The organism is Mesorhizobium sp. P2_D1 (genome assembly GCF_056404455.1).
The window spans coordinates 93,588-110,326 of record NZ_JBFUDZ010000006.1 but is presented as its reverse complement, the minus strand read 5'-3'; the positions used below and the strand labels follow the sequence as shown (position 1 = coordinate 110,326).

Here is a 16,739-nt window from a genome sequence, read left to right as displayed (position 1 = left end):
TCCAGGCTCACGGACATCAACATCACCAAGGTGCGAGCACGAATATGCTTCGTGGCCGATCGCTCTTTCAAAGTGCTATCCCTGGCCCCTGCCCTGTTGTATCGCATACTGCGGCCTCGAAGTCATAGCTAGATGTTTTTTCAAGAGAGCGCGAGGGCAAGCGATCGGACCCGACGCCCAACTCGCGACATTAAAACGCAGTGCGTTGCCATAAGCACGTCGCAATGGCTATTAAGAGCTCCGTGGTGGTTCGTCACGGGCCTTGAAGCGATGAAGCGCCGGAAAAACCAAGCGCTGGAAAAAAGCAGATTGCGATACTCCCAACGATGATTGCGGCACTAAACGGCGCTTTTGACGATATCTCCAAGGCCGTGCGGTTGCACCGGGTCTGGGTCGCGCTCGCCCATGAGGACATCGGCGACCAGCACAGGCGCACGACCCTGGGTCCGCTTTGGATGCTGGTCAATTATTTTGCTTTCGTCGGCACATTTGTCTTCGTTTTCGTGACCAAGGACGCCAGCGACCCAAGCTACATAGCCTATGTCGCCATCGGCATGCTGGTGTGGTTCTACCTCACCGAAACCATCACCATGAGCGTGTCACTCTTCCAGCGCGAGGCGAGCTTCATTCAAGGCACGACGCTGCCGTTGTTCGTATATGTGATGCGATTGACGATGCAATGCATCATCCGGGCTGGTTATTCGTTGGCGGGTTGCGTTCTTATTTTGCTGCTGGCCGGTTACGGGATCAACACAAACTGGCTGCTGTCGTTGCTGGGCCTGTTGCTCATCGTCGTGGCCACTCCTGCGCTTGTCACGGTCTTTGCGTTCTTGGGCGCCTTCTTTCCCGATAGTGAGTTCATCGTCGGGAACCTGATGCGGGTGGGCATGTTCCTGACGCCGGTCTTCTGGGTCTACAGCGGGCAAGAGGGCGTTCAAAAATACGCCTATCATTGGAACCCGTTCACCTACTTCCTGGAGGGCGTGCGTGAGCCGATCACGGCGGGCATCTTTCCGACGCATGCGTTGACGGTGACAGGCTACGTTTGTCTCGGCGTCTGGGCCCTTGCGTTGCTGCTGCTGGGCCTTTATCGCAAGCGCATCGTTTTCCTGATCTGAGTTCCATGACCTCCATCAAACTGAACAATGTCAGCCTCGTTTATCGCCTGTTCGAAAAGTTGACGCTTTCGGCGCCTGGCCGGCGTCGGAGCGCTCTCGGCGGCAACATATCGAAGTCGGGCACCAAGCAGGTCGTGCAGGCGCTCGACGATGTCAGTTTCGAACTCAAGGCGGGCGACCGGCTGGGGCTCGTCGGCCCGAATGGCGCCGGTAAGACCACCCTGCTCAAGGTTCTCTACGGAATCTACCAGCCATCGGGCGGCACGATATCGATCGCGGGCAAGGTCGATGCCTTGTTCAACATCAGCATAGGGTTTCGTCCAGAGGCCACCGGGCGCAGAAACATCGTGCTGAGGGGGCTGATCAGCGGTTGGACGCTGGCCGAGATCGAAGAGAAGATGGAAGAAATAATCGATTTCAGCGAGCTGGGCGATTTCATCGACCTGCCGTTCAAGGCTTACAGCCAGGGCATGGCGGCACGGCTGGCATTTGCAGCGGCGACCGCGCTTGAACCTGAAATTCTGCTGATGGATGAATGGATCGGCGCCGGCGACGCGTCATTCCAGGAAAAAGCCAAGCGACGCATGGACGAGTTGGCGGAAAAGGCCGGTATCATCGTGCTGGCCAGCCACGACGAGTCGCTCATCCAGCGCGTTTGCACGAAGAAGATGACGCTTCGAGCTGGCCGGGTAGAGTCGCTGACTTAACAGCGCCTCGCGATTGATTGGCCTCCTATCCTCGGGTGCCGAAACCTCAAATGGGATATCGCCTGAGCGAAATTCACCTAGGTCGCCTGGAGCCTTTCCCGAGTGAATTGGCCATGGGGTGAGCTTAGTTTGTCGCGCCGCGACCAAGCGTGATCATCCTTCGCAGACCGCGGTAGATCGGCCTGAGGATCCTGAACGCAGTTGGCGATGTGGTCACGATCGATCTCTTGATCGAGAAGAGAAGGCCACGAAAGGACCTTGCCACTCCCAAGTTTCCGAATTCCGCTGGCGCTCCGTCCGCTAACAATGCCTGCAATTTGGCTTCCAACATGACGTAGTTGTGAGCCGCATTCCTCGCGGTCACCACATGCCGGAAGGTGTATCCGGCGTCGATCGCGACATAGGCAATGATCCGCTCTATGGCGTGGACCAAACTCCCATCCCGATAATCCATGTTGGCGAAGTCGTCCCAGGTCCACTTATGTTCGAAAAGCTTGCTGAGAGCGGCAGGACGAAACCAGTACATTCCACCGTAAGGCGCCACGGGCGAATTGGCATCCAGATGCACGATCAGATCCAGCTGTTTGGCTATCTTTTGGACGTTGTCCTTGTTGCCAAACCATGAGTTTCCAATGGTCGGGTAGCCGATATGAATCATTGGCGGCATGACAAGACCAAGCGCCGGATTTCTGGCAAAAAGCTCAAGCAAATTCGAGACATATCCAGGCGTGTGAAGAAGGTTTTCAAGGGTGTGAAGCTTGAACAGTTCCCCCTTGGCGCCGTCTTGGGAAGATTGCTTGGAATGTATCCGGCAGATCAGGTCGTAACGGTCTTCGAGCACGTAATCGCGGCACCCGATGAGGAGAGCGGAGGTATCCCTGCCGTCGTTCTCGACAACCAGAACGACGGCATTTCCGACGTTCTGCGCCTTTGCGATTGCTTGCTGGATCAACGCCTGCTTGTTTGCATTGTCGGTCGTGATGATCAGGTCGTAGCCCTTCGGCACGTTTTCGGTGTAGCCTAGAATCTCGTCGATCATGTCGACGTGATATACGTGCGCGAGAACCGCTATCCGATAGTCGTCCCAGTTCCTTTGCGGACCGACCTGTACATCCGGCAGGACGGAGAGCAACGCAGCGTTGCCATTTAGCGTACGAGGCGGGCCCAGGCGGCCAACGCTCTTCCATATCAGCGACAGATCATAATCGGATTGGTTGTCTATGATCTCCAGCGCGCGCGGCAGATTGATGGCCTCGCGCTCGAGGAACAGCGTGTCATGAAAAAACAGCCGCTTCTTCAGGATCGGGCTGCGATCCTCCAGCGTTTTGTCCGGCTCCATCAGCACTGGATATGACGTCTTGTATCGTGCGGGATCGAGCAAAACCGAACAGGCATAGCCCAGGGCCTGGAAATGCCCTGTGAACACCGTCTCATGCTTCGCGATTGAGTCCATGTAGGAGTTGATGGGCCCCATCTTGGTCCAATAATCCCGAAACGCCTTTGACTGATGCAGGGACCGCCGCACCGCGATGAAATGGGAGTTGAGATGGAAGGGCAGCTCCGCCTTTCTGACGTCGATCGGATTGGGCCTCATCGCCCCGTGAGCGGAGATCCCCCAGAAATCACACTGACGCTGGTCCATCTCCGAGAACATTTCCGAGAAAGGGAAAATCGGCCCGTAGAAGGTGTGGTTGAAGAGCAAGATCTCGTCGAAGTTCGAAAGTTCGTCCCACCCGATATGTTCGAGCGCAGTCCGATAGGCCCACACATCGAACCCTTTGTTTTCCCTGATCAGGAAGCTGTCGGCGGCCTCGGAAAGGCGAGATTCGGCCTCTTTGTCCACCGGACCGTTGCAAACCACCAAAACCTTCTCAACAAAAGGTTTGATCGATGCAATCAGGTGAAAATAATACTCATCTATCTTGCCGTGCTGGTCGTAGTAAAATGCGATAGCCAGACGCCTCATCGACGTATCTCTCTTTGGTGCATATAGCACTTGAAATTGGAGCGCCCCGATACCGGACCGAAAGAGGCGTTGACCGCATCCTGCCACCCAGGCGTCATCGAGGGATGATGTCTCCGGGTCGTCTCGTCGAAGTCCGTGATATGGGCGCTATCCTGCAGAGGACATCAGGTGCACGCATTAGACCATTCGATGCCGATAAAAAAGGCCGGAGGGACGCGATCCTGTCCGGCGCAGACATGCGGCGTGCCAAATGACCCCACACATAAGCCATGCAGAAGGTAACCGGAGTTACCTCCAAAGAAGCCTTGGGAATGGACAAGCGGCCTACCCCCTTGAAGACTCAGCGAGAACCGGCTCCCCCGTTGCAAGCGCGCCGACGTTTTTGCGGCCGGCGACCCGAGACGAAAAGCGCTTGCCCCATTTGTTGACTGGATCTTCAACGAAATAATTGAGCAGGAAGGCAGACGGGATCACCAAGGCTAAAGTCATCGTCAGACTGAGTATGAAAGCAATCGTTGGACTCTCGACCATCCCCTGGATCGACCTCATGGTCGGAATGAGCACGACGATAAAAATGCTGTGAAGCAGATAGACCGAGTAACTGATTCTCCCCAGCCATGCCGAAACAGGATTGACGATGACAGCAACGGGGAGAAGGCCGAGCCCGACCACCAACGCACCAAACATCACCCCTTCCCAATAATACTTGTCGAATATCGCAACCTTATTTGCGGTGATTGCAAAAAACATCACAGGCACAAACGTCAGTAGGGCCAACCCTATCTGCTTCCTTTCCGGACGCTTTTCCAATATCGGCAGCAAATAGAAAGCGATAAGGCCGAATGTAAAAATCGGAGCTCGATAAAGAATTGAATACAGATAGTAATTGAATGGATCAGCAACAAATAAATTTATATTCATAAAGAAAAGGGTGGCTATGCATATTGAAACAAAAAATACCGAAACCGATAGAATTACACCATTAGAAAACCGATACAACAAGGGGAATATCATGTAAAATACCATTTCCACGCCAACCGTCCAACCCGCCGGAACAATGGACGTCTGGTAGCCTGGAACCAGATTAAACAGAAATGTCATATTCAATAGGATCGATTTGCCGTCGATCTTTACGCCGCTGAAATTGTGAATGCACATGACCAGGATCATCAAGTAAAATAGGGGAGCAATCCTAAAAAAACGGCGAAGCGCGAACCCCAGAATCGGTCGAACTTCCCGATCATGAACCGGCATACTGAGGCAGAGTGAAAACGCACTCACCACGAAAAACAGTTCCACTCCCATGGTGCCGTTTACGACAAACAGATCGAGAAACGGTGCAACTTGAAGACGCGGAGATGGAAGCATCGCTACGTGCACAACGACGACCCAAATGGCTGCCAGCCCACGCAAGGCGTCCAAGAAGGGCACCCGATTTGGAGCTGCGTTGTACCTGCCTGCCAATTTAGGACCTCACGGAGATTTTAGCAGCACCCCTACTTGGAACAAGGCGGCTACGCAACCTGTCGGCTTTGCGAGGGGCATCGGCAAAGGCGCTACGTCAAGGCCGGCGCCACCCGTCGACACCGGGAGAACTATCGGCGGCGGACAGCATACCATTGGCTGCGGTCAAATCTGTTCCCGCGCCTTCGGCCCCAGCCGTCGCTCTAAGATTGCGCGAAATTCAAAAGGTGCGGCGTGGCATTGACTTGCTGCATGTCCAGCCCAATGAGGCCGAGATTGGCAAGTGCCTCTGTTCCGGATCGGAACATCGGGGCGGTGAATTGCCAAGCGTGCGCATCAATGTAGGCTGCAGGAAAAGCGCCACTCTTTTCCGCTACAGAAGTACGCCGAGAATTGGCTTCAGGACCGCCCTTATGCCGCGATAGAACGGTCTGAGGATTCTGAACAAAATAGGCGATCTGAACTTCAGAGAGCTCTTGATGGCGAAATTGAGTCTGGCCAGAGCGTGTTTCACTGACGTCTGCGGCCCTGACGTCAGCGCCGTCTGCGTCGCTGGCGTCATTGGAATCTGCATCGTTGACGCCCCCAAGGGATAACCGGCGTTCTTCCACTCAGACAACAGATGAGCATGCCACGGGAAGTCGTGCAGTGGCAGCATGCCGACAAGCCTTTGCATCTTGAACTCCAGCATGCTGTAGTTGTGCGCCACCTGATGCGCGCACATAATGTGCTGCGTGGTAAATCCGGCATCCTGAGCAGAGTAGGTGATCAGCCGCTCCAGCACGTGAGCCAAGCCTCCGTCAATATGATCGGGCTCGGCATTGAACTCTTCCCATTTCCATTTGTGTTCGAACATTTTGCGCAGCGCGCGCGGCCGGAACCAGAACATGGTGCCATAGGCTGCCACCGGAGTGGTGTCATCGAACTTGACGTCGATGTTCAACAGGCGCGCCGTTTCCTCGGCCCTTGGCTTGTTGACAAACCACGAGTGCCCCATGGTCGGGTAAGAGATATGAAAGATCGGCGGAATGGCGACGCCGACTGAAGGATTGTCGTGAAACATGTCCAAAACATTCTGCACGTAACCGCGGGTATTCAGCAGATTGTCGAGCATGTGCCGCTTGAACAGATTGCCTCTCGACGACTGCACTTGAGGCGATTTTTTTGTATGCAAACGGCAGACGAGGTCATAGCGATCGTCGATGAACAGATCTCGGAAGGAGATGAAAAGCGACGACATGTCACGACCGCGGTTCTGCTCGACAACGCGGACGATGGCCTTCTTCACGCCAGGTCGCTTTGCCAAGGCGGCTTCGATCTCGGCCTTCTTTTCCGGCGTATTCGTGGTGGCAATGAAGTCATAGGGAACCGGAATGTTCTCGGTCAGCGCCAGCAACTCGTCGAGCAACTCGGTGTAGTAAATATGCGCGCAGACGGCCACCTTGCCGTAGTCGGCAGCAGCGTCGTCATCCTTGATCCGCTTGTCCGGCAGGACGCTCATCAGCGCCGCGTTGCTGTTGAGGTTCCTCAATTCCGAAACGCGCAGAACGTTGCGCCAAATCAAATTAACGTCGTAGTCGGACGTCTCTTTAAGTATCCGCAAAGCGCGCGGCAGATCGACGGCATTGTGCTCCAGAAAAGTCGGATCGTGAAAAAACGTTCGCCGCTTCAGCAGGGGGAAGCGGTTGATGATTGTTTCGTCGACGTTGATGAACGCCGGATAGTGCGAGCCATACTGATCCGGATCAACATATGCTTCCGCGGAATAGCCAAGGTCTGTAAAATGCTTGGTAAACTGCGACTCATGAAGCAGAACAGCATCGGTGTAGGTTTTTATCTCCGGCAGGTTCTCCCAATATCTTTTGAAGGCGCGCGACTTCAGCATCTCGTTGCGAATTGCAATGAAGTTTGCCGTGAGATGACGGGGCAGATGGCCTGTTCCGGTAAATGGGTTTGGCGTCATTTCCCGATGGGCAGAAGCGCCCCAGAAATCAGTGTTCCGCCCTTCCATTTCCGAAAACATTTCTGAAAAGGGGAAAAGAGGTCCGTAGCAAGTATCGTTCAGCAGGATAAGTTCGTCATACTTGGAAAGCTCATCAAAGCCGATGGCTTCGATTCCGGCCTTGTATCCACCGACATCAAATCCCTCGTTCTTACGAATCAGGAGCTGATCACATACTTTTGCCACCGCCACTTCAGAATGTTTTGAAAGATTGCCGTTGGAGACAACGACAATTCTTTCAACCAATTCTCTCAGTTTGGTCAGTAAAAATATGACATACTCGTCCGCGATGCCGCGTTCATTATACAGAGAAAACACAGCAACACGACGCAATACAGAGCTCATTCGTCGTCCCCTCAAGAAATCCAGATTTTCCAAACCAGCAGAGCCCAAATTCTAGCCGAGCTGTGCATCTATCCATTCGGAAAGCTGGTCGATCCCCTCGCCCACACTTTTCAAAGGTCGCCATTCCAGTTCGCGGACCGTCCTGTCGATATTGGCGACAGCGCACCGCACGTCGCCGTTGCGGAACATGCCGTTGACGTGCGGCTCCGGCGCCCCATACCGCTTTGCGATGATCCTCGCCAGATCGAGAACCGTGGTCTTGTAGCCAGTGCCGACATCATAGGCGAACGATTGCGACAGATTTGTTCTCGTGGCCTTGTCAATCGCCGAGGCGACATCGTCGATGAAGACAAAATCCCTTCCGATATCCCCGTCTTCGTAGATCGGAATGCTCTTGCCTTCCTTGGCCATCCTGATGAACAACGACACAATTCCCGTGTAGCTGTTCGTCAAGGACTGGCCAGGACCGTATACGTTCTGGAGGCGGAGCACGTTGACGGTTGTCCCGAACGAAAGAGCCCAAGCTCGCAATATCTGTTCCTGGGTTAGTTTGGTGGCTCCGTAGATGCTGGTTGGATTCGGTATCGTTTTTTCCGCGTCCATCGGCAGAGGCTCAAGCCCGGGAAAATCCCATTCCGCGCGTTCAAGCTGCTGCTTCGATCGCTGACCCGGATAGGTTACCTCTCCCGGATTTCTGGACCGCCATGCCCCTTCTCCGTAGACGGCGCGGCTCGAAGCCAGGACAAAGCGCTCGGGAACATGYGATACCGTGGCGAAGGCATCCAACATGCGGGTTGTGCCGAGGACATTTGCTATCGCGTGGCGAGAAGCCTCTGTGAGCGACTGTCCCGTGCCCGTTTCAGCCGCCAGATGCACGACAACTTCAGGTCGGGTGGTTTCCAATGCCTGCGCCCAGGTGGAAGCCTCCGTCACATCCGCAACCATGAGCTCAACGCGAGGATCAAGTTCGGCAGGGCGCTTTCGCTCAGCGTGAATCTGCGGATGCAAACTGTCGATGACAACTACGCGATCGAAGCGATCTGCCAATTTGGTGGACAACGCGCATCCAATGAATCCGGCTCCACCGGTAACCATACATGTCTTGGGCATTCAAGCAGCATTCCGTGTTCCATTAACCAGGCTGTTCGTTATCAGCGTCAACCTCATTTGAACAGGTATAGAGCACCTCTCCGGTGGAATTGGATTTGAGGTGTCGCATTCGGGCAGCCACGCGCAATGCCATGCGCTAATCTGGTTCTGCGGTCCATTTTCGATAGCCAAACTCGCCAGCCGACAACAGAACATCGCCCAGAAGGGTGATAATCCGATGCGTAACCGCAACGGCGGTGGCCGCGGCCGCGGGTATGCCGATCGAGGAAAGGCCCGCGATGAAAACCGCTTCCCTCACACCCAAACCGCCGGGAGCCCCAGGCACAACAAAACCAAGCAACCAGCCGGCGGCTGAGACCCCGATCACCATCTGCCACTCGATCGTGGGTCCGTACAGCACATGGACAAGGAGGACGACGATCAGGCCATTCGCAAGGAAAAATAGGCCGTAGCAAGCGACGCTGATCGCAGCCATCGAAAATGCGAGGTGTTTTCGGCTCTGCTTGAAATATCGGCCCGCAACGAGGGGGGCCAGCATAAGGGCCGCCAGTCCGGCGCCGATATAGACTGCTGATGCCAGATAGCGGCTTATTCCGTAGTCCTCACCGATCTTGAGCAGGAAGGAGAAGGAGAAGAGCAGTGCCACGCTTCCGGAGGCGAGGACCATCAAAACAATCTCCATCACCTGCGCGTAAGAAAGCGCATCCTTTGCAGCACCATATCGGGCCGCCAGGACAAAGCGTCCGACGAGATGGATGACGTTGGTCGGCAGATATTTGTAGACTTGGGTGCGCGCGAAAACGCGCATTGCACGGACCGCGGAGATTGCCTTTTCTCCGACCGAAACCAACAGGGTGAACCAGGCAAAGCCCACCAGCTGCAGAGCGAGCGCGTAAAGAAGCGCACAGGACACGACCACAGCAACGAACCGAGGACGCTGCAGCATATCGGCGAGCTGATCGGCATATCCGTAGACGGAGCGTATGACAAAGTACATTGCCGCAATGGCAATGACGGTACCGCCGGCGCGAATGATCCTAGAGTTCGGCACGAGCGCCGATCGGCTTCACAGGCAGCCTGCCGTCGGAACTTGCAATTTCGGCGACAATGCCCGGGTCGCGATTGCCACGGGTCGCAACAATCAACTCGGCGACCATGCCAAACAGCGTGAACTGCACCCCGACGATCATCAAGAGTGTCGAAACAAGCAGCAACGGCCGGCCGCCAATGGCTTCACCGCCAAACCACCGCGCACAGAGAAACAGGAAAATCAGGAAGCCGATCGAGAAGACGGCCACACCCAAGCCACCGAAAAGATGGCCGGGGCGCGAATTGAACTTCGTGATGGTCACGACTGTGAGCAAGTCCAGGAAGCCCTTGAGCAGGCGACCAACCCCATATTTGGATTTTCCAAATCGGCGCGGGTGGTGCTGCACGACGATCTCACTGACCTTGAAACCAGTCGCGTAGGCCAGGGCTGGAACGAAGCGATGAAGCTCGCCATAGAGGCGGATGTTGTCAAAGACCTCGGAGCGATAGGCTTTAAAGCCGCAGTTGAAATCGTGCAGGCTGACGCCGGTGACCTTGGCCGTCACTCGATTGAACAGCTTTGAGGGCAGCGTCTTGCCGAGCGGATCGTGGCGCACCTGCTTCCAACCCGAAACGACATCGGAGCCCTCTCGGATTTCGTCCAGAAAACGTGAAATTTCCTTCGGGTCGTCCTGCAGGTCTCCATCCATCGTGACGATGATATTGCCCGACGCGTTGGAGATCCCTGCCTGCAGCGCGGCTGCCTTGCCGAAATTCCTCCGAAGCCGAACGCCCTTTACATGGGGGTAAGCCTTGGTGGCGGCCAGAATCTCCTTCCAGGTATTGTCCCGACTGCCGTCGTCAACAAAGATGACCTCCTCGAGCGAGGCGGCATCGATCTGCTCGAAGGCGGCCTCGATCTGGGCAATCAAAGCCTGAACAGTGTCTTGCTCGTCCTTTACAGGCACCAGTATCGAGACTGTCTGCACGTCAGGCCCTCTGCGTCAAAATGGAGGTCTGGCTGGGGAATGGCAATGCAGGCGCAAGCCCCCGTGTCACGCGCTCCTGCAGGCCGCAAGAATTGATGGCCTGGCGATATTCGGGCCTGTTGCTGTTGTCGAACAGAATCATACCGCCCGGAGACAGACGGCGAACTGACTTCGCCAAGCAGGAAACCCTGGCCCGGCCGTCGATCACAATGAGGTCGAAGGTGCCGTCGACCCGGTCGATCGATGACACGTATTGATCGAAAGAGCATTGCGTATATCCCTTTCGATTGGACCTGGCCTTGCTGGAAGCAGAGGCGGCTACCGGCTCCACAACTCGCACGGCGATGTTGGGATAGGCGCCAAAAATGCCGCCCATTGTTTGCGCGAACGGAGCGTCATGCTCGACGGAATCGACTGAGCCGCTTCGTTTCGCCAACCAAACTGTGCTGGCGCCGGCACCAAATTCATAAACGCGGGCCTTGTGATTGCGCGAGGCCAGAAAACTGTTCACGGCATCAATCGCGGAGAATGTCCACCACGGCATGTCAAGCCGAACCAGGTCAGCGCTGTCGTATATGCCGAACAGACTTCTGATCCAGAGGGCAAAGCGGTTGTTCGACCGCTCCAACGCCGCAAGCAATCCACAGCGCTCAGCTACTTTCCGGGCGAATCTGACGACGCTTACATAGGTACTTTTCAAAACTGAAATCCAACCCCAGGTGCCTGCAATCTCGTCCACCCGGACGGCGTGAGCAAAACTGCATATATCGATCGAGAAGCAGGGCTAGCCGGCACACGTCGAAGATCTATGTAGCCACTCCAGCCATAGTCGTCACGCCCTCGCCCGAGGAACTTCGCCACGTCCGGCCGATGCGCTCCTCCCAATCCCAACCCCACGACTGTTCCCGTGCCGTCAACGAAGGCAATGCAGCGGTAGGTGGTAAGAATATCGCTGCCCAGCAGTGGGGGCCACTTGTTCGAGGTGTCCGCGACCCAACCGGAGACGCGTCCCCACTGCGGATCTTCTATTTTGGACACGACATCAATGTGGCCCGTCAAGCTGTTCGGCTGGGTAGGGATTGCCAGCCCGGCGCCGAGCGAGGGGCAGCCGAAGTCTCTGCCGTTGAACGGGACGTGATTGAATTTCTTCAGATTGTGTTCGACATTATAGTAATCGACCCCAGCCAATGTAACGTATCGCATCAAGTCGGGGTCTTTGACGCCGAGCGACAATGCCAATGTTGCGAGATCTTTTCCTTCAGCCCTGACAAGAGCGTCATTCAGCCTCGGCATGCCGTTGACGACGATCAGTGCGGCTACCGCCGCGAATATGGCGATCGACAGACGACGCTTGAAATCAACTTGCCACACCAGACACGAAACAGCTCCAAACAGTCCGACCCAAAAAAGCGCCGGAAGGGTTGCATATCTGCTGGCTAAGGCCGCCGCGTCTCCTCCCATGTTCGATCGACCAATAGCGGCCAGCACGCCCGACATGACGGCATAGGCCATGATCGCAATCCAGAAGGCTGATCGGTACCTGCTTTCGCCAGGCCGCAAAAGGCAAAACCCAACGATCAAAGCGGCCGCTGCGATTCCGATTGCGCCCAGCGGAATTGCAGCTGCTTCCGTTGTTACGATGCCGCCACCAATGAATGTCAGGCAAAACAGCGAAATCCCAATTGGATCGAAACTGCGTGCGGCGTGATAATCGGGGACTTTCTGATTCATCGCGACAAAAATCACGAGGGCCAAGCCCGCCGCGAAAATCAAGATGCCGAGCCGCCGTGTTTTGGCAGTGCAAAATCCTTGGATGCCGATCACACACAATGCGGTCAGGCCCGTGCTGTAGAATTGCGTGGCAAAAACAGCCAACGCTATCGCAACGACATAACCTATCGGCATCTCTTTTTCGGTCGACTGCCAAAAAGCCAATACAGCCAGCACGGTGAAGAGATTTGCGCCGATCCAGGCTACTCCACTCATGCCAACAAAGAAATTGTGTGCGGCAAGCGGACTGAATACAAATACCGATACTGCTAACCCGACGACAAATGCTTCAAACCAGGATCGCGCAAAGAGCGATAGTGCGCCTGAAAAAACCAACGCTATGAGAAGGGAGAACGCGACAACAGTGACCGACAGGCCGATATTGTCCCCTTGGGTAAGATGAAAATTCAGCAGATAAAACAGTTTTGCGCCAGCAATGATATGCTCGTTTGCCGTCACATACAGGTCCTTCAGCGCGGGCACCCCGTCCAGCGATCCGACCATTGAAGGGAGAATGCCCCAATAGTCGTTATCCGGAACACCTCTCGCCTGCACCGTGAGCAGGAGCGCAACAACGAACACAGCGATCGGACCAACAAACGCAACCGCGAAAGCGGGGGTTGAACGGCTGACAGAGAGGGTGCGAACGGTGGCCGACATTAGTCCTGCGTTTGCTGCGTATTGCCTTGCGTTGGCGTAGGTGGCACCTCGCACACACCGCCAGACTGCGCAACAAAAATTCGACGACTTGGCAAGCGGACCACCGGATAGGTCCGGTGTGCGTCTCAAACGCCACAAGTTGGCGCGATTGGAACGATCAGCCGTCGCATGAATGAGAAAGCATATCCGGTGGCTTGATGTTGCCCCTGTTCTGAAGAAACGGATTTCCGATGGAGAGGCCAAGAGCAGAGCCCGCCTCTCTCCAATTGAATTTCGCTTTCAACGAAAAACTGCGGCGATCCTTTTCAGCAACAGCGTGACAATCGCAGACAGCGCTCGCAGGGGGCTGGTTATTCGCCAGCTCGTTGAGTCCTTGAACTCTTGAACGACCCGTTCACTTTGCTCCATTCTTTCCCGGAGCGCTTGCGCATGTGCGATCTCGTTGTCGCGCTCGGTCTGCAGCGCACTAACAGTCGCGTGCGCGGCTGAAATCTCTTCGGCCCTCTCGACGAGATCCGACTCCATCCGTGCGATCTGGGCGTGACCGCTCTGGAGCTGTTCACGTATCTCGGCCACCTCGCGGGTGAGTTCCTGTATCCGCGCCCCGCGGCTCGTCACCAACGCCCTGTTGGTCTCGATTTCCTCTTCCATGGTCGTCGACGCTAGAGACCATGGATTTCCGGCTTGATCGAACGCTTTGCTTGTCGTGCCGGCAAGAGAAATCATTTCCCTTTCGGCGAGCGCGATCCGGCCTTGCACATTGCGAGTCCCAAGAACATTTTCCGGACTTGGACGCTTGGTCACAATGCAGAGCGAGTTCAAAAACTCGACGGAATGAATGGAGGCCAGCGAGGCTTCCCCGAATACGGTCTTATACCTGTCGGAGAACGTGGCTAGGGCATCCGCCCGAAAGCGGGGCAGTCCCCAATGCTCATGGTTGATCACATCGAGCAAGCGCTTGAAGAACGACATCGACGAAAGCGGATCATAGAGACCGCCTTCGAATTCCTGCCAGTAGCTGCAATGCAAATCTTCCGCTATGAAAACCCCGCCATCAGAAAGATGAGGGAAATAACGGGCGAAAGAGCGCACTATGTCTGATGATGTATGCGATCCGTCATCGATTATGATGTCGAATGTCGCGGATTTCGCAACAATTTTTCTTTCTATCTCATCAGTATTGGCATCACCGATGACCAAAGCAATCTTTTGATCGTCGAAGACCAGACCGCTGCAGGCCGTGTCGATATCGCAGCCAAGAATGAGTTCCGAATTCGGGAAATATCGCGGCCAGATTTCGAGAGAGCCACCGTTTTGGACGCCAATTTCCAGGAGTCGAACCGGCTTCTTCCGATAGTCCAGAAAAACGCGGTCATATGCATCCAGATAGCTTGACCATTTGTCCGACACTTTGCCGCTATGGGCATTGTACAGGTCGTGAAGTGAAGGGGCGTGCGCCTTAACCGCCGCGGCATGGCCCTCGGTCTGAACGCCCTGCGGCACGTCTCCGACCGCCTCCGGGCCGAGCGCGTCTGGGTCGACCGCCTGTGAGGCGGCCTCTGCATCGCGCATGTCTTTCGGCGATAGGTCCTTCTTCATGCCTCAAGCCCATCCCGTCTTTCAGACCAGGACACGACGCGCCACCGCTTCAGTCGATTGCCGCCAGTCAGGCGCATTCCATCCGAAGACGGAGGAGAATTTCGCGCTTGATAGCCGGGAATTGGCGGGGCGTCGCGCCTTGGTCGGGTAGTCCTTCGTAGCAATGTCCCGTACTCGCGCCCAAGGGCCACCAGACACTCGGCTTGTGTCCAGGATATGGCGGGCAAAGCCGCTCCAGTTGGCCTCGCCCGTGCCGGCCAGATGATAGACACCGAACGCAGCGAAGCTCTTGTTGCCATGCAGCGTCGCCGCCGCATGCAGGACTGCGTCGGCGATATCGAGCGCGGAGGTGGGATTTCCCCACTGATCGGCGACCACCGATATCTCATCCCGGTCGGCGGCAAGCCGCAGCATGGTCTTGACGAAATTCTTGCCGAACGGGCTGTAGACCCAAGCCGTGCGCAGGATCAGATGGCGCGGATTGGCGGCTGCCACCGCCTGTTCGCCGGCGAGCTTGGAGGCACCATAGACGCTGCGCGGTGCGGTCGCGTCGGTTTCGACATAGGCACCGGAAGCGCTGCCATCGAAGACATAGTCGGTCGAAAGATGAATGACGGGAATGCCAAGCTGCGCTGCGGCTTCGGCCACCTTGCCGGCGCCGACAGCGTTCACAGCAAATGCCAGGTCGGGCTCATCCTCGGCCTGATCCACGGCGGTGTAGGCGGCAGCCGACACGACGATATCCGGCTTCGCGGCCGCGATAGCATCGATGACGGTATCGGGCTTTGCCAGGTCGAGCTCCGGACGGCCGATGGCGATGACTTCCACGCCGGCGTGCCTCTGGCCGGCCTCAAGAAGGCTTGACGCGACCTGGCCCTCGCGCCCAGTGACAACGAGCCTCACGCGGCCCCCTTGCGCGCTTCGCCCAATCGCTCACCGGCATAGCGCTCTTCGCGGATCGGCCCCCACCACCACTTGTTTTCGAGAAACCAGTCCACGGTTCTCGCCAGGCCACTGTCGAAATTCTCCTTCGGCGCCCAGCCAAGCTCGCGACCGATCTTGGAGGCGTCAATGGCATAGCGGCGGTCATGGCCTGGACGATCGGTGACGAAAGAGATCAGATCGCGATAGCTCTTGCCGCCGGCCCGAGGACGCCTGATGTCGAGCAGATCGCAGATCGTCTCGACGACGCCCAGGTTGGTGCGCTCCGAATTGCCGCCGACATTGTAGCTCTCGCCTGGCGTGCCCTTGGTGGCAACCAGCTCCAGCGCACGCGCATGGTCCTCGACGAACAGCCAGTCGCGCACATTGGCGCCGGCGCCATAGACCGGCAACGTTTTTTCGTCGAGCGCATTGAGGATGACCAGCGGGATCAGCTTCTCGGGAAAGTGGTAGGGTCCGTAATTGTTCGAACAATTGGAAAGCACGACCGGCAGGCCATAGGTTTCGTGCCAGGCCCGCACCAGATGGTCCGACGCCGCCTTCGAAGCGGAATAGGGCGAAGACGGCGCATAAGGCGTTTCCTCGACGAACAGACCGCCGTCAAAGGGAAGATCGCCGAACACTTCGTCGGTCGAGACATGATGGAAGCGGAAGCGGCTTTTCCTGTCGTCAGGAAGGCCGCGCCAATATTCCAGCGTAGCATTCAGCACCTTATAGGTGCCGACGATGTTGGTCTCGATGAAGGCGCCAGGTCCGTCGATCGATCGGTCGACATGGCTTTCGGCAGCAAGGTTCATGACGATGTCGATTTCGTCCCGATGCAGAATGTCGAGCACCGCCCTCTCGTCACAGATATCGGCATGAGCGAAGCGGTAATTGTGGGCATTCTCGATCGGCCGCAGCGAGGCCAGATTGCCCGCGTAGGTAAGCTTGTCGAGATTGGTCACGCGATAGGCCGGGTTGGCGCACAGATGCCGGCACACCGCAGAACCGATGAAACCGGCACCGCCTGTCACTAGAAAATTCATGTTGCTGTCC

At 56.2% G+C, this 16,739-nt stretch carries 13 protein-coding genes; 2 read left to right on the top strand and 11 right to left on the bottom strand.

The window, feature by feature from the left end; all coding sequences use genetic code 11:
* The first annotated feature begins 326 nt into the window (after positions 1-326).
* Positions 327-1,118, top strand: coding sequence for an ABC transporter permease (locus tag AC1D0I_RS07790; RefSeq protein WP_477226140.1), 792 nt, complete (start codon positions 327-329; stop codon positions 1,116-1,118).
* Positions 1,119-1,252: 134 nt separating this feature from the next.
* Positions 1,253-1,825 (top strand): ABC transporter ATP-binding protein, encoded by a 573-nt coding sequence (locus tag AC1D0I_RS07785; RefSeq protein WP_477226139.1) that lies wholly within the window; start codon positions 1,253-1,255, stop codon positions 1,823-1,825.
* A gap of 124 nt (positions 1,826-1,949) precedes the next feature.
* On the opposite strand, the gene AC1D0I_RS07780 is transcribed toward AC1D0I_RS07785, so the two are convergent.
* The 11 genes from AC1D0I_RS07780 to rfbB form a co-directional block, all read right to left on the bottom strand.
* Positions 1,950-3,791, bottom strand: a complete 1,842-nt coding sequence (locus tag AC1D0I_RS07780) for a rhamnan synthesis F family protein (RefSeq protein ID WP_477394162.1) — start codon at positions 3,789-3,791, stop codon at positions 1,950-1,952.
* A 324-nt stretch (positions 3,792-4,115) separates the two neighbouring features.
* Positions 4,116-5,213, bottom strand: coding sequence for an acyltransferase family protein (locus tag AC1D0I_RS07775; protein ID WP_477394160.1), 1,098 nt, complete (start codon positions 5,211-5,213; stop codon positions 4,116-4,118).
* A gap of 415 nt (positions 5,214-5,628) precedes the next feature.
* Positions 5,629-7,602 carry a rhamnan synthesis F family protein gene (locus AC1D0I_RS07770; RefSeq protein WP_477394158.1) on the bottom strand — a complete coding sequence of 658 codons (1,974 nt, stop codon included), beginning with the start codon at positions 7,600-7,602 and terminating at the stop codon, positions 5,629-5,631.
* Between the two features lie 51 nt (positions 7,603-7,653).
* The gene (locus AC1D0I_RS07765; RefSeq protein WP_477226433.1) at positions 7,654-8,697 is read right to left on the bottom strand and encodes an NAD-dependent epimerase/dehydratase family protein; all 1,044 of its coding nucleotides are present in this window, start codon (positions 8,695-8,697) and stop codon (positions 7,654-7,656) included.
* Positions 8,698-8,848: 151 nt separating this feature from the next.
* The gene (locus tag AC1D0I_RS07760; protein WP_477307690.1) at positions 8,849-9,763 is read right to left on the bottom strand and encodes a lysylphosphatidylglycerol synthase domain-containing protein; all 915 of its coding nucleotides are present in this window, start codon (positions 9,761-9,763) and stop codon (positions 8,849-8,851) included.
* On the bottom strand, positions 9,750-10,730 hold the full coding sequence (locus tag AC1D0I_RS07755; RefSeq protein WP_477307692.1) for a glycosyltransferase family 2 protein: 981 nt from the start codon (positions 10,728-10,730) through the stop codon (positions 9,750-9,752). The genes AC1D0I_RS07760 and AC1D0I_RS07755 overlap by 14 nt, the downstream gene beginning before the upstream one ends.
* 1 nt (position 10,731) lies before the next feature.
* The gene (locus tag AC1D0I_RS07750) at positions 10,732-11,430 is read right to left on the bottom strand and encodes a class I SAM-dependent methyltransferase (RefSeq protein WP_477226133.1); all 699 of its coding nucleotides are present in this window, start codon (positions 11,428-11,430) and stop codon (positions 10,732-10,734) included.
* Positions 11,427-13,160, bottom strand: coding sequence for a hypothetical protein (locus AC1D0I_RS07745; RefSeq protein WP_477394156.1), 1,734 nt, complete (start codon positions 13,158-13,160; stop codon positions 11,427-11,429). The genes AC1D0I_RS07750 and AC1D0I_RS07745 overlap by 4 nt, the downstream gene beginning before the upstream one ends.
* 279 nt (positions 13,161-13,439) lie before the next feature.
* The gene (locus tag AC1D0I_RS07740; protein ID WP_477394154.1) at positions 13,440-14,759 is read right to left on the bottom strand and encodes a class I SAM-dependent methyltransferase; all 1,320 of its coding nucleotides are present in this window, start codon (positions 14,757-14,759) and stop codon (positions 13,440-13,442) included.
* A 21-nt stretch (positions 14,760-14,780) separates the two neighbouring features.
* Positions 14,781-15,662, bottom strand: a complete 882-nt coding sequence (gene rfbD / locus AC1D0I_RS07735) for a dTDP-4-dehydrorhamnose reductase (protein ID WP_477394152.1) — start codon at positions 15,660-15,662, stop codon at positions 14,781-14,783.
* Complete coding sequence (gene rfbB, locus AC1D0I_RS07730; RefSeq protein WP_477226129.1) at positions 15,659-16,729, bottom strand: dTDP-glucose 4,6-dehydratase; 1,071 nt, start codon at positions 16,727-16,729, stop codon at positions 15,659-15,661. The genes rfbD and rfbB overlap by 4 nt, the downstream gene beginning before the upstream one ends.
* Between the last annotated feature and the right edge of the window lie 10 nt (positions 16,730-16,739).